The sequence below is a fragment of the Herminiimonas sp. NPDC097707 genome, assembly GCF_044761395.1.
GTDB lineage: Bacteria > Pseudomonadota > Gammaproteobacteria > Burkholderiales > Burkholderiaceae_D > Oxalicibacterium.
Genome location: NZ_JBIWCI010000001.1, coordinates 815,161 through 835,358, shown reverse-complemented (window position 1 = coordinate 835,358; position 20,198 = coordinate 815,161). Strand labels below are relative to the sequence as shown.

14 protein-coding genes are annotated in these 20,198 nt (G+C 57.0%); 8 read left to right on the top strand and 6 right to left on the bottom strand.

The window, feature by feature from the left end; genetic code table 11:
* Positions 1-32: 32 nt before the first annotated feature.
* Entirely contained in the window at positions 33-8,810 is an 8,778-nt protein-coding gene (locus ACIQW9_RS03920; RefSeq protein WP_402333198.1) for a GH36-type glycosyl hydrolase domain-containing protein, read from the bottom strand.
* 371 nt (positions 8,811-9,181) lie between these two features.
* Here ACIQW9_RS03920 and ACIQW9_RS03915 point away from each other — a divergent pair, with 371 nt between their 5' ends.
* Positions 9,182-9,616: a PPC domain-containing DNA-binding protein gene (locus ACIQW9_RS03915; protein WP_402333195.1), complete on the top strand. Its 435-nt coding sequence runs from the start codon at positions 9,182-9,184 to the stop codon at positions 9,614-9,616.
* Positions 9,617-9,688: 72 nt separating this feature from the next.
* Here the strand turns inward: ACIQW9_RS03915 and ACIQW9_RS03910 are convergent, their stop codons facing one another.
* Positions 9,689-9,904: a hypothetical protein gene (locus ACIQW9_RS03910; protein ID WP_402333192.1), complete on the bottom strand. Its 216-nt coding sequence runs from the start codon at positions 9,902-9,904 to the stop codon at positions 9,689-9,691.
* 23 nt (positions 9,905-9,927) lie between these two features.
* Positions 9,928-10,452 (bottom strand): hypothetical protein, encoded by a 525-nt coding sequence (locus tag ACIQW9_RS03905; protein WP_402333189.1) that lies wholly within the window; start codon positions 10,450-10,452, stop codon positions 9,928-9,930.
* Positions 10,453-10,558: 106 nt separating this feature from the next.
* On the opposite strand from ACIQW9_RS03905, the gene ACIQW9_RS03900 reads away from it, so the two are divergent.
* From ACIQW9_RS03900 to imuA, 5 genes are all read left to right on the top strand, one after another.
* Complete coding sequence (locus ACIQW9_RS03900) at positions 10,559-11,374, top strand: MlaE family ABC transporter permease (protein WP_402333186.1); 816 nt, start codon at positions 10,559-10,561, stop codon at positions 11,372-11,374.
* Positions 11,375-11,410: 36 nt separating this feature from the next.
* Positions 11,411-12,379, top strand: coding sequence for an MlaD family protein (locus ACIQW9_RS03895; RefSeq protein ID WP_402333183.1), 969 nt, complete (start codon positions 11,411-11,413; stop codon positions 12,377-12,379).
* Positions 12,376-13,059 (top strand): hypothetical protein, encoded by a 684-nt coding sequence (locus ACIQW9_RS03890; RefSeq protein ID WP_402333181.1) that lies wholly within the window; start codon positions 12,376-12,378, stop codon positions 13,057-13,059. The genes ACIQW9_RS03895 and ACIQW9_RS03890 overlap by 4 nt, the downstream gene beginning before the upstream one ends.
* Before the next feature lie 45 nt (positions 13,060-13,104).
* Entirely contained in the window at positions 13,105-13,413 is a 309-nt protein-coding gene (locus ACIQW9_RS03885) for a hypothetical protein (RefSeq protein ID WP_402333178.1), read from the top strand.
* 191 nt (positions 13,414-13,604) lie between these two features.
* On the top strand, positions 13,605-14,387 hold the full coding sequence (gene imuA, locus ACIQW9_RS03880; protein ID WP_402333175.1) for a translesion DNA synthesis-associated protein ImuA: 783 nt from the start codon (positions 13,605-13,607) through the stop codon (positions 14,385-14,387).
* A 66-nt stretch (positions 14,388-14,453) separates the two neighbouring features.
* On the opposite strand, the gene ACIQW9_RS03875 is transcribed toward imuA, so the two are convergent.
* On the bottom strand, positions 14,454-15,599 hold the full coding sequence (locus ACIQW9_RS03875) for an L-lactate dehydrogenase (protein WP_402333173.1): 1,146 nt from the start codon (positions 15,597-15,599) through the stop codon (positions 14,454-14,456).
* Positions 15,600-16,069: 470 nt separating this feature from the next.
* Here ACIQW9_RS03875 and ACIQW9_RS03870 point away from each other — a divergent pair, with 470 nt between their 5' ends.
* Both ACIQW9_RS03870 and ACIQW9_RS03865 read left to right on the top strand, forming a co-directional pair.
* On the top strand, positions 16,070-17,242 hold the full coding sequence (locus ACIQW9_RS03870) for an HPP family protein (protein ID WP_402333170.1): 1,173 nt from the start codon (positions 16,070-16,072) through the stop codon (positions 17,240-17,242).
* A 43-nt stretch (positions 17,243-17,285) separates the two neighbouring features.
* A complete protein-coding gene (locus ACIQW9_RS03865) occupies positions 17,286-17,750 on the top strand; it encodes a PAS domain-containing protein (RefSeq protein WP_402333168.1) in 465 nt (154 codons plus the stop codon).
* A gap of 81 nt (positions 17,751-17,831) precedes the next feature.
* Here ACIQW9_RS03865 and ACIQW9_RS03860 read toward each other — a convergent pair whose 3' ends face one another.
* Both ACIQW9_RS03860 and ACIQW9_RS03855 read right to left on the bottom strand, forming a co-directional pair.
* Positions 17,832-19,568 carry a chloride channel protein gene (locus ACIQW9_RS03860; RefSeq protein WP_402333165.1) on the bottom strand — a complete coding sequence of 579 codons (1,737 nt, stop codon included), beginning with the start codon at positions 19,566-19,568 and terminating at the stop codon, positions 17,832-17,834.
* Between the two features lie 50 nt (positions 19,569-19,618).
* Positions 19,619-20,041, bottom strand: coding sequence for a MarR family winged helix-turn-helix transcriptional regulator (locus tag ACIQW9_RS03855; RefSeq protein WP_402333162.1), 423 nt, complete (start codon positions 20,039-20,041; stop codon positions 19,619-19,621).
* Positions 20,042-20,198 lie beyond the last annotated feature (157 nt).

The window sequence follows — 20,198 nt, the reverse complement described above, 5'->3', positions numbered from 1 at the left end:
AATCAGGATTCCCTGATTCATTAACAGATAATTTATTTTTGGCTGTCGCTGCCCATCACAACAGTGACGGTATGTGTCGCACCGTCATCGCACATGATGATGACCTTATCCGGCACCACCACACCATCCAGCTCCACCCGCAATACACCTTTGCTGATGCCCTTCGGATTCTGCAGCGTGATGTTGTAGGTCGAGGTGCCGTAACGGTAATGCAATTTTGCATTGCGCCATTCCGGCGGCAGGCATGGATCCAGGCTGAGACGATCGGCCTTGATCTGCAAGCCCAGAATGAATTCCACGCCGGCGCGATACAGCCAACCCGCTGCGCCGGTATACCAGGTCCAGCCGCCACGTCGCACATGCGGTGATTCGGCATAGATATCGGCGGCAACCGCATACGGCTCCACCTTGTAGGCCGCCATGCCGGTGCGCGTACTGCTGCGGTTGGCCGGGTTGATCATCTTGAACAGATCGTGCGCCTGACCACCCTTGCCCATCATCGAATAGGCAATCAGGCTCCACACCGCAGCATGCGTGTACTGCCCGCCATTTTCACGCACACCGGGCAGATAACCCTTGATATAACCGGGATCAAGCGGGGTTTTATCGAATGGCGGCGTAAACAGCAGGATCAAATCATCGCCGGGACGGATCAGGTATTGATCAACCGACTCCATCGCGCGTTGCGCACGACGCGGTTCAGCGGCACCGGAAATCACCGACCAGCTTTGCGCAATCGAATCGATACGGCATTCGGCATTACTGGCTGAACCAAGCGGCGTGCCGTCGTCGAAATACGCACGGCGATACCATGCGCCATCCCATGCATGCTTCTCGACCGCGGCCTTCAATTTCTCTGCATGCTTGCGCCACGCCATTGCACGTACATGATCGTTGCGTGCTTCCGCCACCGGCACAAAACGCAGCAGCGTCGCATACAGGAACCAGGCCAGCCAGACGCTTTCACCCTTGCCTTCATGGCCGACGCGGTTCATGCCGTCGTTCCAGTCGCCGCCGCCCATCAAGGGCAGACCATGCCTGCCTACCGGCAGACTGTGATCCAGTGCACGTGCGCAATGTTCATACACGCTGGCTTTTTCGTCGGAAATTTTTGCTTCAAAATAATGGTCTTCTTTTTCCAGCGGCAGCAGATCGCCTTCGAGGAAAGGAATCATCTCGTCGTAAATCTGGTCGTCGCCGGTCACCTCGGCATAATGCGCGGCGCAATACGGCAACCAGATCAGATCGTCCGAAATATGCGTGCGCACACCGCGTCCGCTAGGCGGATGCCACCAGTGCTGGACATCGCCCTCCGGGAACTGGCGCGACGAGGCTCGCAGAATCTGGTCGCGCGCCAGTTGCGGCGCAACCATTGCCAGTGCCTGCGTATCCTGCAACTGGTCGCGGAAACCATAGGCGCCGCCGGCCTGATAAAACGCCGTGCGGGCCCAGAAGCGGCAACTCAAGGTTTGATACAGCAGCCAGCCGTTGAGCAGATAATCCATCGAGCGATCCGGCGTCTCGACCTGTATCGTATGCAGGATCTTGTGCCAGTTGCGCTGGCTGGTTTCAAATACCGTATCGATATCGACTGCACGATAACGTTGCACCAGCTCGCGTGCGGCTTCGTTCGTGTCGGCCTGCCCCATCAGGAACACGATCTCGACTTCGCCGCCGACGGGAATTTCAAGCACTGTCTGCAATGCGCCGCAGGGATCGAAACCGGCGCCGACGCGATTCGACAAGACATTCCCGCGCATCAAGCCGGCCGGTTTTTGCAGATTGCCGTTGCGGCCTATGAATTCCTTGCGGTCGCCGGTCCACGCAGTTTGCTTGCCGCACAGATCGATGAAGGCAACGCGCTGGCCGAATTCGATATTCCACGAATTATGCACAAACATCGCGCCGCTTTCCGCATCGCGTTCCGTGACGATGAAGGGTGCATTCTCGGTACGGGTGGCGCCCAATACCCATTCCACATAGGCAGTCAGCGACAGACGGCGCGGATTGCGCGATACGTTCTTCAGACGCAGACGGCATATTTTTACCGGATCGTCCCAACTGACGAATTGCAGCAAGTCGCTGGCAATGCCGCTGCACTCCAGCTCGAAGCGGCTGTAACCCTGGCCGTGCCGCGTCGTGTACGTTGCATTCGGTACGCGTATCGGCGACATGGTCGGGCTCCACAGCGCGCCGTTTTCTTCATCGCGTATATAGAATGCTTCGCCGGAAGGATCGGATACCGGGTCATTCGACCACGGCGTCAATTTGTTTTCGCGGCTGTTCAGGCTCCACGTATAACCGGCGCCGCGTTCCGATACCGTGAAACCGAACACAGGGTTCGCAATCACATTGATCCACGGCGCCGGCGTGACCTGGTCCTGACTCAGCACAATCACATACTCGTGACCATCCGGATCGAAACCGCCCAAGCCGTTGAACAGGGCCAGTTGCGGAACCGGGCCTGGCGCTGCGCCTTGCGGTGCACGCACCTCGCGGTCCAGCCACGAAAACGGCGCATCGACATCGCTGCCGGGACGCGCCTGCAACTGTTCCGCCAGACTGCCCTGACCGCCTTCCAGCACGACCCTTGCAGAAGCCAGCAGCAAGGTGCGCTCATCATCGGTAATCAGATCGGCGCGCACGATGTAGGCGCCGCCACGCTCAGTCTGTTCCTGCTGGGCGGAAAACGCCTGTGCGGCATGCACCATGTTTTCCATCGCAGCCTGCAACTCCTGCGCATACGACGCGCCTTTTTCATTCAGGATGACCAGATCGACCGGCAACTGTTTCATGCGCCAGTATTCATGTGCACGCAGCAACTGCGATACCAGCCGCAAGTCTTCCTGCTTGGCCATGCGCAACAACACGATAGGCCGATCGCCGGAAATGCCCTGCCCCCACAAACCGGCATGACTCAGGCGCATGGCGCGGATCACGCGTCCGCTGACACGCGATGAAGCATCGGAAAACAGGATGCGGCTTGCCAGATGCTGGAACAATTCGGCTTCGTAATGTTCTGTACGCAGGTAATGCAATTGCACCTGCGCATGCGTCCATACCAGGGCTGAAATCCGCGCGAACGCCGAACCATCATGATATTTATCCGCCAGGCTGACGATCTCTTCGCGCGAGTTGGCCGCCATCGTGGCAAAGACCAGATGCGTGACTTCGCCCGGCTCAATGCGCACGCGCACCCGCAAACTGAAAATCGGATCCAGCACCGCACCGACCGTGTTGGACAAGGGCCGGCCGTCGCTGATCGAGTGCGGATTGCTGATGTTCTGCCCACGACCGGTGAAACGCGCACGATCGGTTTCATATTCGATGCTGATGGCGCTGCTGCCTTCGCCGCCTGCCACCACATGTGCTGCCCACGGCCGCAATTCGCCATCCTTGCGCGGACGGCGCGATGCCAGCAAACCGCGCACCTCGTGCAGATATTCGGTTTCGACAAACAGATTTGAAAATGCCGGATGCGCCGCATCGGCTACCACCGGCGCCAGCAATACTTCCATATACGAGGTGACTTCTATCGTGCGGGCACGCGAGCCGGTATTCGTCAGTGTCAGACGGCGCAGCTCGGCGTCGTCTTCCGGCGAAACAATCACTTCCAGCATGCTGGAAATCGTGCCGTCCACGCGTGAAATGCGGGCTCTATCTTCGGAAAACTTGACCTGATACAGATCCGGTTCGACCGCCGTCGGCTGATAACAGGCCGACCAGAACTTGCCGCTGTCAACATCGCGCAGATAAAGATAGCTGCCCCATTGATCACGTGTCGCGTCTTCGCGCCAGCGCGTGACGCCCAGCTTATTCCACAGGCTGTAGCCGGAACCTGCCGCCGTCAGCATCACTGCGTAACGTCCGTTGGAGAGCAACTGCGTTTCCGGCGTGGCCGTCATTACCGTATTGAAATGACGCGCCACTCCAGACTCCGGCATGACCACGGTAGGACGTTCCATATCTTCGCGTATGGCAAGCGAGGCCGGCTGCACCCAGCGCGGTTGCGCTTCATGCAGCAGCAGTTCAGCCGAACGGATGATGGGCTCATGATGGAAGCGATGCCGCATCACATTCCTGTTGATTACGTTGCCAAGCGCTACCAGCAACATGCCCTGATGATGCGCCATATAGGCGCGCACGATGGCCATGGTCTGGTTTTCCGCCCGGCGTCCGGGTGTGAAATCAAGCGCTTCGTAGAAACCGTAACGACCGATCGCGCCCATTTCTGCCAGGCGGCGGAAATTTTCAACTGCGCTTTTCGGCATGTACATTGCGGCCAGGCCGGTTGAGTATGGCGAAACAACGACGTCTTTTTCCAGCCCGCGTTTCAGGCCCAGGCCTGGCACGCCGAATGCCGAGTATTGATATGTGAAGGCGCGATCGCGCAAATTCATTGCCGATTCGGAAACCCCCCACGGCACTTTGCGTTCCTTGCCGTATTCGATCTGACGCGCAACGATACTGCGGCAGGTTTGGTCCAGCATGCTTCCGCGCGGCGTCGAAATCACCAGCGACGGCATCAGGTATTCAAACATCGAGCCCGACCAGGAGGCCAGCACCGGCCCGTCTACGGAAGGCAGCATGCGCCGGCCAAGGCGGAACCAGTGCGACGGCGGCGCCTGCCGTTCGGCAATGGCCACCATGCTGGCCAGACGTGCTTCCGACGCGAGCAAATCGTAATAACTATCGTCCAGCTTGCCTTCATCGACGTTGTAGCCTATCGAAAACAGTTTGCGTTCCGTCGACATCAGGAAGCGGAAATCCATTTCCATCGCCATGCTGCGCGCCACATTTTCCAGTGTTAGCAGGCGTTCCAGCCATTTGCCGGACAGTACGCCTGCCTGCACCAGCGCCGCATCCAGTTCGTCGTAAAGCGCCTGTGGAATCACGCCGGGATCAAGTCGGTTCTGCGATGAAAACAGCCGTGCAACATCGCGACGCACCGAGTCATACCGTTCCGGCAAATCTTCCAGCACCACATCGGCATCGATCTGCTCATTGACGATCTGCCATAATTCTTCATTCTGTTTGCGCGCAAGATCCTGCGCCTGCAGATGCGCCCACGGCAGAATGGTGATGAAATCTTCGCAATGCGTGCGTACTGCATCGCGCAGTTCCCTGGCCCAGGCCAGCACCTCATTGTCGGCCATCCGGATTTCTGCTGAAAACGCTTGCGCCAGATCGGCCAGATTTTCCGCGCAGTCAGCCAGTTTTTTCCAGACGCTATAACTGGACAACCCGCTCTCCAGTGTCAGCAACAGATCATTGAACTGTTCGACGGTCTTGCGCAGTTCCGTGATGCTGACGGCCTGCGTGCGCAATTCACGACCTACGCCTTCGATCGCCAGGCGCAATAACAGTGCCGTGTCGAGCATGCCGGCAGCGACGTTGCTGCGCAATACGCTCTGCTCGCGCGCATCCTTGCATGCCTGCGCCAGGACGAACAGGTGGCCGGCGAGATTGCCGCTATCGACGGTGGAAATGTAACGTGGCGACAGCACTTCCAGACGCTCGGTTTCGTACCAGTTGTAAAAGTGACCGTGATAGCGCGGCAGCACCTGCAGCGTTTTCATCGTCGCTTCCAGCCGCTCCATCATTTCGCTCAGGCCTATCCAGCCAAAATCGCGCGCACTGGCAACCGATAGCAAATACAGGCCAAAGTTGGTCGGTGAGGTGCGATGGGCAATCACCGGATGTGGATCTTCCTGGAAATTATCCGGCGGCAAATAATGATCCTGCGCCACGACGAAGGTCGTAAAGAAACGCCAGGTGCGACGTGCGATCAGGCGCAATTCATTTTCTTCAGCGATTTCCAGAAATTCAACATCTTTATCGACCGGCGGCAGGCTGATCGTGCGCGCAATCACCGGGCTCAGCACCCACAGCAAACCGAATGGCAGCACCAGCAACCAGCGCTCCGGATTCAGAAAATACACAATCGCGACGATTGCCACCGCCACCAGCATGCCCATGCGGCCACGCCAGACGAAGCTGGCAAGAGAATAGCGTTTAGATCTTCTGACTTGTGCGGATGTCACCCATTGCAGCAAGTTGCGGCGCGTGAATATCAGCCGGATCAGGGTGCGTACGATGGCATCCAGCATCATCCACGCACGCTGCACCAGCACCACCAGCGAAATGAAGATCACGGCCAGCGTATCCGGCAGCACGGCCAGGCCGCGTCGCCAATGCGCCTTGAACGAAAGATCGTCGCGATGCGGCAGCAGATCGGAAATGAACTGGAATACGGAAGGCGTAGCCAGTCCCACAATGCCCAATATCAGCCAGGGCCAGATCGGCGCAGACTCGAAGCAGAAGGCGGTCACCAGCACCAGCAGAATCGCAGGCGTCATCAGGGAACGGCGCATGTTGTCGATGATTTTCATGCGGTCGATGACCGACATCGACACCCGCCCTATGTTCAGCAACCACGGCAGCAATTGCCAGTCGCCACGGGTCCAGCGATGCTCGCGTGCCGCAGCTTCTGCGACATGCGAAGGAAAATCCTCGAACAGTTCAACGTCGTTGACCAGCGCACAGCGCGCCAGTGCGCCTTCAAACAGATCATGACTGAGCATGGTGTTTTCCGGCACCTTGCCGGACAGCGCCAGCTCAAAGGCATCGACATCGTACAAACCCTTGCCGGAATAACTGCCCCAGCCAAATACGTCCTGATACACGTCCGGTACTGCGCCGCCGTACGGATCGACACCGCCGCGCGCGGAAAAGAAACGCCGGAACAGCGTGCGTTCCTGCGGCATCGGCAGCGTCGGCGTAATACGCGGTTGCAGGATGCCGTAGCCTTCAATCACCTGCTTGGTCACGGGGTCGTGACGCGGCTGATTCAGCGGATGCGCTGCCACGCCGACCAGCGCGCGCAATGCGCCTATCGGCAGGCGCGTATCCGCATCCAGCGTAATCACGTAACGCACATTATGCGGCAAGGGATTATTTTCCGGCAGGAAGGAGGTATCGCGCGCGTCGCGCAACAGGCGGTTGAATTCATGCAGCTTGCCGCGCTTGCGCTCCCAGCCCATCCACAAACCTTCTGCCGCATTCCACAAACGGTTGCGATGCAGCACATAGAAACGCGTCTGCCCGCTCACACTGGGGCCGTAACGCGCATTCAGTTTTGCGATTTCGCGGCGGGTTTTTTCCAGCAAGGGCAGATCCTGCGGCATATGCTGTTGTTTGGCATCGGCCCAGTCTGACAGCAGCGTGAAATACACTTCGCCGTCAGGATTGGCAAGATAGTGCGTTTCCAGTTGCTGTATCTCTTCGTCCACGCCCTCTTCGCTGGTCAGCATCACAGGCACTGCGACAAAGGTCCGCACGTTTTCCGAAATGTCCGCCAGTTCCAGCCGCGGTAAATGGCGCGGCCAGAACAGGCGCATCAATATTTTATTGACGATGGTGATGGCAATATCGCTGGCAGGAAAAAAACCTGCAACAATCAGCAGCGTCAATGCAATGGAAGAAAGCGCATGCCCGCGCGTAGTCGACAGGGGAACAGCCAGCACTATCAAGCTGAAGAATACGATCGTCAACGGGTAGTACAGGCTGGAATGAGCGACATAATGCCGCCTCATTTTTTGCGAAAAATGCGGCTGATACCCCAGCTCCGCTTCCAGATCGGTTCTGCCGCCGCCCAGCAGATAATGGCCGGGATCCAGCGCGCGTTCGTCGGCGACGACATCGTCGTGTTCCATCTGGCTGCGGTGAAATTCGATCTTGCGCACCAGCGCATCGGCAATCTGCTGCTCCGAATAGCGTGCGTTCAGGGCAATTTGCTGAATGATCTTGCGATAGCGATCGCGCGTCAAAAAATCCAGCGCAACATAATTCGGCAGCGTTTGCAGTTTTTCCTCGACCAGGCTGGCCGATTCAAAAAATAGCCGCCAATCGAAGCTGGCGATGCCGCGCATGCTGGTGATGATGTTGCGTATCGTCTGATTGGCAGCGACTTGCGTCGTATGCTCGCGCAGCACCAGATCGTCTATGGTCAGCCCCTGCTCTGCAAGCCGTCCGCCCAGCGTATCCAGCAAGGTTGTAAATCCGGGTTGCTGATAACGCAGACGTTGCACCAGTTGCACCACGAATGGCTGCCGCAGGCGGCCCGGCCGCAATACCAGAGGCGGCTGTTCGTTCTCCTGCGTCTTCTGCGCAATCGTAATCAGATCGTTGGCAAAATCGTCAGCCTCCTGGCGCGCTGCCTGTGCCGTGACGACACGTAAGGCAACCCGGCGCAGATGTGCCAGCAGCACTGCACGCATGACGATGGGCAAGGCCCACAATTCCGCCATCGTCAATGCCTGCACGCGTTGATAGGCTTGCACAAAACGCAGAAACAGATCGGTATCGAAGTGATTGTCGGTATGCGCGGCAAAGGCCCAGCACAAACCATAGATGCGCGGCTTGCCGGCAAATTCACCGTCCGACAACTTCGGCAGCGATTTATATACGCGGCGCGACATGTTTTCCACCACGCCGACGACACTTTCCTCGACGACATGCAGATTATCGAGCAGCCACTCAGCAGCGGAAGTAATGGCACGGCGTTCAGCTGCCGCTTGCTCAATCGCCGCATGTGCAGCAAGCAGTGCGCGGCCATCGTCACGCACCGAGACAGAAAGGGATCGGTGAAAAGGAGCGGCACCGATTTTTTGCGTGGCGGCCAGTTGCGCTGCGAGCGCTTCCAGCTTGTCCGCACTGTATATTTCCGCCCGCACCCGCTCTTCGGAAATATCTTCTACGTTTTCGGCCGCCGAAAAAAATGGAAGGTGCTGGAGGATTTTATTAAACAAGAGCGTCCTCGCGTTTCACGTATGAAACATGCGTCTCATGGCCAGGCGGATACACGCGACGATGAAAGCCTGTTATGGAAAGCCGGCGGACTTTACTGATGACGAAAGATCGCATCGCACATGCGTCAGTTGCATGCGTCGGGATAGTACTGACCATATTTTTTCCTCCCGCTGATGCGGTTTGTAGATCGACATGGTGGTCCGTATTTTGCTCAGTTGGAGGCAGGAAATGAGCAAGAGTTCCCAACTTTGAAATTGCAGTAGAGCGGAATATTGGTGCTTGTAATCGGACAGCGTTGGTGCTGCTCGCTCTGCGCCGAATTCTTTCGCAAAAAGCAGGTCTGACAGAAAACAACTACGGAGAGGTTACCATGCGCACCAAACTCATCAACGATGGCTCAGAGAAAACATATGCCTTGATACTGGAAACAGGAGAAGAAGTGGTCAGCCAGTTGCAGCGTTTCATCAAAGAAAACGATCTCGCCGCCAGCCGTTTCACGGCAATAGGCGCATTCAGCAGCGCGACGCTGGCCTATTTCAACTGGGATCAAAAAGATTATGAAAAAATTGCCGTCAACGAACAGGTCGAAGTATTGTCCCTGATCGGCGATGTGGCCAAACAGGATGGCGAATCGAAAAGCCATATCCACGTCGTCGTCGGCAAACGCGATGGCAGCGCACACGGCGGCCATCTGCTGCAAGCCTATGTGCGGCCCACGCTGGAAATCATCCTGACCGAATCGCCCGCCTACCTCAAGCGCAGCTTCGATGCAGAAAGCGGTCTGGCGCTCATCGATATCGGCTGACGGCCACTGCGCGGCAGCAACAATATGTAAGAAATGCCGGCATCGTTTGCAATAAATCCATGCAATGCAGCGTTATTCAGTCAACGGATTTTTCGGATAAATAAATTCCAGTTCGGCATGCGCTCCTATGCGCAATGCCTTGCTGTGCAAGGCAGTGTCGGCAATCGCATCATCGGCGGCATGGACCGCTACCGCAATATGGCTGTTATCCCTGATGGTCCTGAACCACCATACATGCGGCGCGCTGAAAACTGCACGTCCTTGCACCACAAGGCCGACTATATTCATGTTGTCATCACCCATATTCGCTATCAGTACGCCCTGCTTGCGCAAACACGTTTACAGTCGCTGACAAAATTGCGCGAGCGCAAAGCCTGCGGCGCGCCATCGGCATCGAAGCCATCCAGCAAAATGACATCTACCGACGCTGCGGCCATCTGCTCCAGATACGGCACCGCATCGACATGCAAGACCTGCAAACGCGCATCGTCGGGCGGGATCATGAAACAATCGCGCAAGGCGATGACGTCGGCGTTCGATTCCAGTACCGTGATGCGGGCTGCCGGCAATTGCCGATAACAGTATTTGAGCAGCGAACCGCCGCCCAGTCCGATCAGCAGAATATGTTCCGGCTCCGGATGCAAGGCAAGGAAGCGGCTCATCATCTGCGTATACAGAATCACCAGTTCGTCAGGCGCCGACAAACGCATCGCACTTTGTACGACATGTTCATTGAAATGCAACGTACGAATATCGCCGTCATCGAAAATAAACGGTTTACCGTCACGTGCCAGTTCCTTGGTTTTTTCTATGCGTTCCGGGCTAAAAAATTGCATGGAGTGATAATTGGAGAAAAGGAAAACGTAGTGTGAAACGATCTTGCCACAAAGTCAAAACCGGCGAGCGATGCAAAGTCCCGCCATTCGCTGCTACCATGTTTGCATGACTGCCTCTGCATCCACCTTCAGCACCCTCAGGACGATGGGACGCGCCACGTTGCGCTGGCTGATAGGCGGCTGGCGTATTGTACTGTTCGGCATGCTGGTGCTGTCGCTCGCGCTCTCGCCTGCGACTTACCAGCGCGACAACCGGCACGCAATCGCCTATCAAATCGTGCTCGGCACCACCGCCAACCTGATCTGGTTTTCCGTGTTATCGGCTCTGGCCAGCCTGATCCTGATTCGCATCGTGGTCGTCACCGCATTGAGTTACGGCCTGTCCAAATATGCGCTGGAAATGGTGGTGCGGGTACTGGTGCTGGAACTCATACCGCTCACTGCCGCCCTGTTTGTAGCCTTGCGCCGCACCCTGCCGGATGGCGTCGAGCTGGCCGAAATGCGCGCGCGCGGTGAGCTGGAAGACTTGCAACGCCAGGGCATCGATCCGATCCGGCGCGAATTTTTTCCACGTGCCGTGGCCGGGGTATTTTCCGTGCTGATGCTGGCTGCCGTCAGTTGTGTCCTTTCGCTGATTCTGGCTTATCTTTCCATCTACGGTTTCACGCATTGGGCGCTAGCCGGCTACACGCGTGTGGTCGGACAGATTTTCAATCCCGCCGTCTCGATGATATTCCTGCTCAAGACCCTCTTCTTCAGCCTGGCCGTATCCCTGATCCCGATGGCATCTTCACTTTACGATACACGCAGCACGCAACTGCACAGTCGCTCCAAGGCCGCAAATGAACTGGCGGCGATGGTGCGGCTGTTTTTCGTTATCCTGTTGATCGAGATTGCTTCGCTGATGGGTAATTATTATTAACGTCGATTCCTGACTCCACTACGGCACCCGACCTCCATGCAAGAACAAGCTGATCTTCCTTCCGCCCTTCCTCAGCCACCACCGGCGCCGGATAACCTTGAATTCAAGGCTGCGATCCTGCTGCTGTTCCTGATCGCGCTGATCTGCAGCTCGGTTGTGTACCTGATGTATGCGCGCGGCGCATTCGAGGTTACGCAGGAACTGGTATTACTGGCCGACGATTCGGAAGGCGTGGTGGTCGGCATGGATCTCACCTTCTCCGGCTTTCCGGTAGGCCGCGTCAGCCGCATCGAACTGAGCAAGGAAGGCAAGGCGCGCATGATCGTCGATGTGACGCAAAAGGATGCGCACTGGTTGCGCACTTCCAGCGTCTTCGCCATGGAGCGCGGCATCGTCGGCAGCACGCGCATACGCGCCTACACCGGCGTGCCGGCCGATCCACCGCTACCGCCAGGCGCCGAACGCACCTTGCTGGTCGGCGATGTGGCAGCGGAAATTCCGCTGCTGGTCGCATCTGCCAAACAATTGATTGAAAATTTGAACGGTCTGACCTCGGCCGAATCGGCACTCAATGCCAGCCTCGCCAATCTGCAGGGATTAACGGAAAAATTCAACGGCCCGCACGGCGCCATCGGCGGCCTGTTCGGCAATGACAAGGATGCACAGAAATTGGTCGCGACGCTGGAGCGCGCCAATACCGTGCTGGCAAAAGTCGATGGCTTGCTGGTCAAAGCCGATACCCAGATATTCGGCAAGGACGGCAATAGCCAGGCCACCGTAGTGCAACTCAATGCCATGCTGGGCGAAGCACGGGCCAGCCTGAAAAAGGTCGATGCGGTACTGGTCGATGCGCAGGCAATCAGCGCCAATGCCAGAATCGCCACCGGCGATCTGGACGTGTTGCGCGCCGATGTCGATCGCAGCCTGCGCAAGGTCGAGCAACTGGTGAATGAAATCAATCGCAAATGGCCGTTTGCACGCGACACGGAGTTGACCCTGCCATGACCTTATCTTTCCCACGACTTTTTTATTCTGCCAGCCTGGCCGCCCTGCTCACTGCCTGTGCCGGCACACCGGTACCGGACTGGCAAATGAACGCCAGGACTGCAATGGAACGCGCTACCGCCGCCTACCTGGAAGGCAATACGCGCGTCGAAACGCAGGAGTTCAAACAGGCGCGCAGTGAAATCGCCCGCACCGGCCGCGCCGATCTGCTGGCGCGGGTCGAACTCACGCGCTGTGCCAGCCGTGTTGCCAGTCTGGTGATGGAAGACTGCCCTGAATTTGAAAAATTGCGGCTGGATGCCGCTGCGCCGGAACGCGTTTATGCCGACTTTCTGGCCGGGCGCATCAACACGCAGAACATTGCCTTGCTGCCGCCGCAACATCGCGCCGTAGCAGGCGCCACTTCGGATACGGCAGCCGCCTCTGCCTTGCAGAATATCGCAGACCCGTTGGCGCAACTGGTCGCCGCCGGCGTCCTGTTTCGCAGCAATCGTGCCACGCCGGCAGTATTGACAACAGCGGTCGATACCGCATCCGCGCAAGGATGGCGCCGCCCATTGCTGGCATGGCTGGGCGTGCAGGTCTTGCGCGCAGAAAATGCCGGCGATACCGTCGCCGCCGAGCACTTGCGCAGGCGCATCGCGCTAGTACAAAACGCCGCGAATTCCGGCCAGCCATAAAGCCGTACGCGAGTGAAGCTCTAATCTGTCATTAGAAGATTACTCATGGATCAAAATACACGCGAAGAACTGCGCCACCTGCTGTCAGCTTCAGGCACCATGGCCGGCCTGTGCATCACCGGCGTTACGCTCTTTTCAACCGTAGGCAGAACAGTGGGCGGAACAGTCGTCGACGATATCTTCGTTCTCAGCGCGCTGCTCTTTCTGCTTTGTACTTACTGCGTTTTCTGGGCCTTGCGCACCAAACATCGCGGCATCGTGCAATTGCTGACGCGCATAGCTGAAATCCTGTTCGCCGTTGCGCTGACGACCATGGTGTCGGCAGGATTCATCATGGCCTATACCTTGTGGTGAGTGCGCCGCCTTGTCGATATGCCGCCTGCCCGTTTCAGTCCGGGTGAACGCGCCTGACGGCGAACTGTGCTCAGGTCGCAGAAAAAAACGCTAAAAATTTCACTTAAACCTTTTATACTGTACATATATACAGTATATTGATAACTCACCGGCACGCGGTGTCTTGTCCCAAACAGCACTTTGGAGGTTTTATGGCTGCACTGGCTTCTGCTCTTCCTTTTTCCACTTCGCCCATTCTTGCGTCGCAGCCGGATTCCATCTGGCTGCACGATCAGATCGGAGCGTCCCGCGCCAAAGCGATTTCGTCCGGATATCGCGAGCTGGATCAGCAGTTGCCGCATGGGGGCTGGCCACCTTCCGTTTTGACAGAATTGCTGCTCGCCAATCCCGGCGGCGGCGAATTGCGTTTGCTCGCATCAACACTGACGCGCATCACGCAAACCGGTAAAACCGTGGTGGTGCTGGCGCCTGCGCATCTTGCAATCGCCGCCAGCCTGAGCGAATGCGGGATAGACATGAGCAAAGTCACACTGATAGAAGTAGACAAGCCGGCAGACAAGATCTGGGCTGTGGAGCAGGCCTTGAAAAGCGCCAGCTTCGGTGCATTGCTGTGCTGGTTGCCGCAAGCACGGGACGACCATTTGCGACGCCTGCACCTGGCGGCTGCCGCCACGCAAGGATTGACGTTTTTGTTTCGCCCTCTGGACGCGCAAGCTCAGGCATCGCCCGCCCCCTTGCGCATGCTCTGCAAGCCGCTGGCGATCGGACGCCTTTCAATAGAGATCATCAAGCGTCGCGGCCCGGTGCACGTTGAACCGATTATCTTGCCGCTGGAGATTCCGGAGATATTGCTCAAACCACTCGCGACACGTGCCCTCGGCAAACCCGTTTTCAGCACACCGTCTTCTTATAGCGTGAACCGCTACGCGCTGGCCGCAACTGCCGCCCGGCATCGTGCCACGCTGCTGTCCTAGAAGAGTTCCGGGATACAAAAAGGCCGCACATGTGCGGCCTTTTTGCATGGTTTACCTGGATGCGGATTAGTAAGTGCCGGGAATCAGAATTTTCCTGTCGACTTTTTTCACGTCCGTCAGACCGCAAAATGCCATCGTCAGATCCAGTTCCCGCTCGATGATTTCCAGGCATTTGCTCACGCCCTCTTCGCCCATCGCGCCCAAACCATACAGGAAGGAGCGGCCGATATACGTGCCCTTCGCACCCAGCGCAAGTGCCTTGATCACATCCTGTCCGGAGCGGATGCCGCCATCCATGTGCACTTCGATCTGATCGCCGACTGCTTCAACGATACTCGGCAATGCCGCGATGCTGGACAGTGCGCCGTCAAGCTGGCGACCGCCGTGGTTGGACACGATGATCGCATCGGCGCCGCTGGCCACGGCCAGTCGCGCATCTTCGGCATCCATGATGCCCTTGATGATCAGCTTGCCGCCCCAGCATTTCTTGATCCATTCGACGTCTTTCCAGGACAAGGCCAGATCGAATTGCTGCGAGGTCCATGCCGATAGCGAGGACATGTCCGACACATCACTGGCATGGCCGACGATATTGCCGAAACTGCGTCGCTTGGTGCCCAGCATGCCCATGCACCAGCGCGGCTTGCCCATCATGTTCAGGATGTTGGGGATGGTCAGCTTGGGTGGCGCCGACAGGCCGTTCTTCAAATCCTTGTGACGCTGCCCCAGAATCTGCAAGTCCAGTGTCAATACCAGTGCCGAACATTTCGCCGCCTTGGCGCGTTCGATCAGACGTTCGATAAAGGGACGGTCTTTCATCACATACAGCTGGAACCAGAACGGTTTGCTGGTGTGGGCGGCAATATCCTCGATCGAACAGATGCTCATGGTCGACAAGGTAAAGGGGATGCCGAATTTCTCGGCGGCCTTGGCCGCGAGAATTTCACCGTCCGCATGCTGCATGCCGGTCAAGCCGGTCGGTGCAATCGCCACCGGCATATGCACCTCTTGCCCCACCATGGTGGTTTGCAGCGTGCGATTTTCCATATTGACCGCGACCCGCTGGCGAAACTTCATTCTGGCGAAATCTTCGCTGTTCGCACGATAGGTCGATTCAGTCCAGGAACCGGAATCGGCGTAATCGTAAAACATGCGCGGCACGCGCTTTTGCGCCAGTACGCGCAGATCTTCTATATTGGTAATGACAGGCATCAGATGATTTCCTTTTGGCGATCAGGCAGGATCGGTACGTAAAACAGACTCCGTATTATGTGAAGATGCGTACCAAACACTATGCTGATTCTGCAGGTTTGGACAACAGCTCCTCCGTTTTTCTACCAATATTCTATTTCCTCTTCGTGCTGCATGAGATGAATGTTTTTAACCGATAAGGGCGGTTCTTCACAAGCGACCCTGCCCAGCCCGAACAACTGCGATCTGTTCGAGGCACCTGGCCTGGATACATATGGCCGACACCAGAGCGTATGCGTCATGTCATTTGCTCAAATAATATTTGCATTCAGGATGCAACATATTTACACTTGCCTGCCGTGAAAAATACCAGGATTGTTGCATCCGGGACGGATACAGGCGACAGTACGCGTTGCCGATTTTGGCAACAGCATTGCTAGACGTATCATATTGTGATGTAATAACGGGCTTACGAATTCGTCAGGGATAATATGGTTCTATCGAAATTGAAGTTGCTTCTCCGTATTGTCCCCGCATCTGGATTGGTTGATCGTTATGAAAAAATGCGCGCTTGCGCCGGCGCATTATTCGGTATCGTACTCACGGCTCTTTGCAGCTACTTTATTCTCGGCAAGGATATCAATGCCGCCTGGCTGATCGCCCCCATGGGTGCGTCGTCAGTGCTGCTGTTCGCCGTTCCCGCCAGTCCTCTTGCCCAACCGTGGTCCATCATGGGTGGCAATATCATCGCGGCGATCATCGGCGTAACCTGCGCAAAATTTGTAGGCGAACCGATACTGGCCGCAGGCTTGGCGGCCTCGCTCGCCATCGGCGCCATGTTTACCTTTCGCTGCATCCATCCGCCCAGCGGCGCAGTAGCGCTGACGGCCGTCCTGGGCGGCCCGGCCGTACATGCCATGGGTTACAACTTTGTACTGATACCGGTCGCCTTGAATTCACTGCTGCTGTTGCTGACTGCGCTGTTTTTCAATAATGCAACCGGACGTCGTTATCCGCACATCGTGCAACCGGATCGCGGCAACAAGCACAACACGAAGGACGTCGCGCCGACCGAGCGTACCGGCATCACACCGGAGGATCTGGATGTCGTTCTGGCACGCTACAATCAGGTGCTGGATATCAGCCGCGACGATCTGGAATCCATCATGCTGCAAACGGAAATGCAGGCATATCGACGCCGCCTCGACGGCACCAAGTGTGCAGACATCATGTCGAAAGATGTGATTCACGTGGAGTTCGGCACGGAATTGGCAGAAGCATGGCGGCAATTCAAATCACATGACTTGACTGCATTGCCGGTCATCGATCGTGGCCGACGCGTGATCGGCATCGTGACCACGGCCGACTTCCTGAAGCACGCCGAGGTCGAATCGCATGAAGGCCTGGGACGCAAGCTGGCAAACCTGATCCGTCCTTCCCTGCTGTCGCATACTGAAAAACACGAAGTAGTCGGACAAATCATGACCAAAGAGGTCTACACCGCCAATGCAAACCAGTCTATCGTCGAACTCGTGCCGCTCATGTCCGATGCCGAAGTCCATCAAATGCCGGTCATCGACGATGACAACCGCCTGGTTGGCATGATTACGCAAACAGACATGATCGCCGCCCTGTTCGAGCACAGCATGGCGGAAGCGATATAAACATCTCGTATTTTTACGCAGGCGTCATTACCAGGAGAGAGAAATGCAAACCAACAATGTAGATCTGGCCTTGTCAAAAGCAATCGTGGATCAGGCGCCGGACGCCATCATTTTTGCCGATACCGGCGGCTTGATCCGTGTCTGGAATAGCGGCGCGGAAAGAATTTTCGGCCATGCCGCAGCCGATGTCATCGGCGGCCCGCTCGACATCATTATTCCGGAACGCATGCTGGCAGCCCATAACAAGGGTTTCGACCACGCCGTATCGACAGGCGAAATGAAATACGTCAACAAGGTATTGACCACCCGTTCCATGCATAAAGATGGCAGCCAGATTTACATCGATATGAGCTTCGGCGTGGTGCACGATCCAGATGGAAAAATTCTGGGCGCACTGGCAGTCGCCAGAGATATCACCGAACGCTTTGCCAGCGAGAAGGCACAACGCGTGCGTATCGCCGAGCTGGAAAAGGCTGTGCAGGAAAAAGCCGGCAACACTGCCGAATAAGACAAGCGCCCTGCTGGGGGATTGCAGAAAAAAGGCCGCCGGATCAGATGATCCTGCGGCCTTTTTTGCATGCTCTGCTTTCTAACGGCTGAACAAGCGCTCCCGGATATGTTCTTCATGAAATGCCGTGTGCGAAGGCTTGAGCAAATCGCTGCGACTGACAATGCCGATCAGCTTCATGGAAGCCCGGTCCACCACCACCGGCAATCTTTCCGCATGCTGGATCGCCATGCGCCGCCCGACCACCTGGCAGGTTTCAGTGGCAAAAGCCACGGATGGAATTTTTTCGAACAAGCTGCCTATCTGCCGCGCGCCGTCATGCTTGTCCATCCACTGCATCAACAACTCGCGGTCCAGCATGCCGAGCAATTTCTGCTGCGCATCCACGACCGGAAAGCTGCGATGCTTCTGCCCAGCGCCGAAATAATCGTGCGACACCTGCTGCAAAGGCAAGGCTGCGTCAATGTGCGCAATATCGGTTGCCATCACATCTTGCACAAACATGCGCTCTTGCGGATCAACGCTATATTCGCGATAAATATGCAAACCCCGCCGTGCGATTTTTTCCGTCATGATGGAACGTTTCATCACCAGAACGGTAAAGCCGTAGGACACGCCGGTAGCCAGCAGCAGCGGCAGCAAGGCATTGAAATCGCCAGTCAGGCCCAGCGCAAAAATGGCCGCCGTCAAGGGCGCGCCCAGCACGCCGGCCAAGACTGCCGCCATGCACACCAGCGGCCACAGCGTCGGATCGCTACCTGGCACCAGACTGGCAATCACCGCCCCCAATCCTGCACCCAGCATCAGCAAAGGTGCCAGGACGCCACCGGAAGTACCGGAACCCAGCGCCACCACCCAGATAATCGCCTTCACCAGCAGCAAGGACAAGGCGGCAGACAGGAGCATTCTGTGATTCAGCAGATCGGAAATCACGTCATATCCGACACCCAGCGCACGCGGCTCGAAATAAGCGCCTATGCCCACCACCAATCCGCCTATGGCCGGCCACCACATCCAGTGCAGCGGCAACTTGCCGAACCAGTCTTCCACGCGGTACAGCGAAAGCGACATGACGGCCGACAGCATGCCGCTGAGCAAACCGGCAACGATGCAAATCGCAAACGCCGCCAGTCCGACCGGCGCTGTGTGAATGGGAAACAGCGGCCCCGACTCCAGCAGCAAGGGCCGGCAGAACGCAGCAACGGCACAGGCCAGAATAACCGGCAACAAACTACGCGGTCGCCACTCAAACAGCAACAATTCGACCGCCAGCAGTACGGCCGCCACCGGCGTGCCGAATACGGCGGTCATGCCGGCTGTCGCACCGGCGACCAGCAAGGTCTTGCGCTCGGCGGCGCTCATCGAGAAATTTTGCGCAATCAGCGAGCCGATCGCCCCGCCCGTCATGATGATCGGGCCTTCCGCACCGAACGGCCCGCCGCTGCCGATCACGATGCCGGATGTCAGTGGTTTGAGAAGCGCTACCTTGGGCGACATCTGACTCTTGCGAAACAGGATGGCCTCGATTGCCTCCGGAATGCCGTGTCCGCGCACCTTGTCGGAGCCGTAGCGTGCAATCAGGCCCGCAATCAGACCGCCGGCTACCGGCACCGCAATCACCCACAAGCCCAGGCTATGAGTCGCAGGCGAGCGATCTGCAAATGAAAAAGTCTGAAAGAAAAACAGATTGGTAAAAAAATGAATCAGATTAAGCAGCACAAACGCCGCCACTGTACTGACGGCGCCGATCACGACTGCAATCAGGCACAGAAAAATGATGCGTCGATCCGGCGCAAAATCGCGTTGATGAGATCGCATGAAAAGCGCTCGCTTGAAAGAAACTGTCTGAGGAGGACGCCTGGGTAGCGTTATCTATCGTTGAAGGCAGAAATGCGCGCGACCTTGAAGACATTGGACAGGGAACGCAATTCATTGCGATGCAATTCTGCCAGGTGGCGCAACTGTTTTTCGCCGGTTTCCGTCAAGCGCACGCGAACCTGGCGCCGATCTTCCACACCCGGGGAGCGCGTTACCAGTCCGGCTTTTTCACAGCGCGATACCAGCGCAACAGCACCATGATGCTGCGTTTGCAGACGTTCCGCCAACTGGCCGACGGTCGCCCAATCCTGGCCGGGAAAACCCTTGATGTGCAACAGCACCAGATAATGCAGCGGCGTCAGACCGACGCTTTGCGCAGCATCTTCACTGAAACGTAAAAAACGCCGTAGTTGGTAACGGAATTCCGACAAGGCTTCAAAATCGGATTGTTCCAGTGGAGAAGTATTAGTCATGTGTCGTCATCGCTATCAGGCCGCGCCTGATACTGCAGAAGTAAAGCACGAGATAATATCACGACATGATCTATTTGCGGGTGATGTCATGCATCGAGCAAACGCTTATCTGCCGCTTCGCACTTGCATACGACTATTCACGCAAGCCATAAAAACC

Bases quoted from the DNA above. Each gene is read 5' to 3' on its own strand.
- ACIQW9_RS03915 (WP_402333195.1), top strand. From the start codon at position 9,182: ATGCGCACCAAACTCATCAACGATGGCTCAGAGAAAACATATGCCTTG.
- ACIQW9_RS03910 (WP_402333192.1), bottom strand. From the start codon at position 9,904: ATGAATATAGTCGGCCTTGTGGTGCAAGGACGTGCAGTTTTCAGCGCG.
- ACIQW9_RS03905 (WP_402333189.1), bottom strand. From the start codon at position 10,452: ATGCAATTTTTTAGCCCGGAACGCATAGAAAAAACCAAGGAACTGGCA.
- ACIQW9_RS03900 (WP_402333186.1), top strand. From the start codon at position 10,559: ATGACTGCCTCTGCATCCACCTTCAGCACCCTCAGGACGATGGGACGC.
- ACIQW9_RS03895 (WP_402333183.1), top strand. From the start codon at position 11,411: ATGCAAGAACAAGCTGATCTTCCTTCCGCCCTTCCTCAGCCACCACCG.
- ACIQW9_RS03890 (WP_402333181.1), top strand. From the start codon at position 12,376: ATGACCTTATCTTTCCCACGACTTTTTTATTCTGCCAGCCTGGCCGCC.
- ACIQW9_RS03885 (WP_402333178.1), top strand. From the start codon at position 13,105: ATGGATCAAAATACACGCGAAGAACTGCGCCACCTGCTGTCAGCTTCA.
- imuA (WP_402333175.1), top strand. From the start codon at position 13,605: ATGGCTGCACTGGCTTCTGCTCTTCCTTTTTCCACTTCGCCCATTCTT.
- ACIQW9_RS03875 (WP_402333173.1), bottom strand. From the start codon at position 15,599: ATGCCTGTCATTACCAATATAGAAGATCTGCGCGTACTGGCGCAAAAG.
- ACIQW9_RS03870 (WP_402333170.1), top strand. From the start codon at position 16,070: ATGGTTCTATCGAAATTGAAGTTGCTTCTCCGTATTGTCCCCGCATCT.
- ACIQW9_RS03865 (WP_402333168.1), top strand. From the start codon at position 17,286: ATGCAAACCAACAATGTAGATCTGGCCTTGTCAAAAGCAATCGTGGAT.
- ACIQW9_RS03860 (WP_402333165.1), bottom strand. From the start codon at position 19,568: ATGCGATCTCATCAACGCGATTTTGCGCCGGATCGACGCATCATTTTT.
- ACIQW9_RS03855 (WP_402333162.1), bottom strand. From the start codon at position 20,041: ATGACTAATACTTCTCCACTGGAACAATCCGATTTTGAAGCCTTGTCG.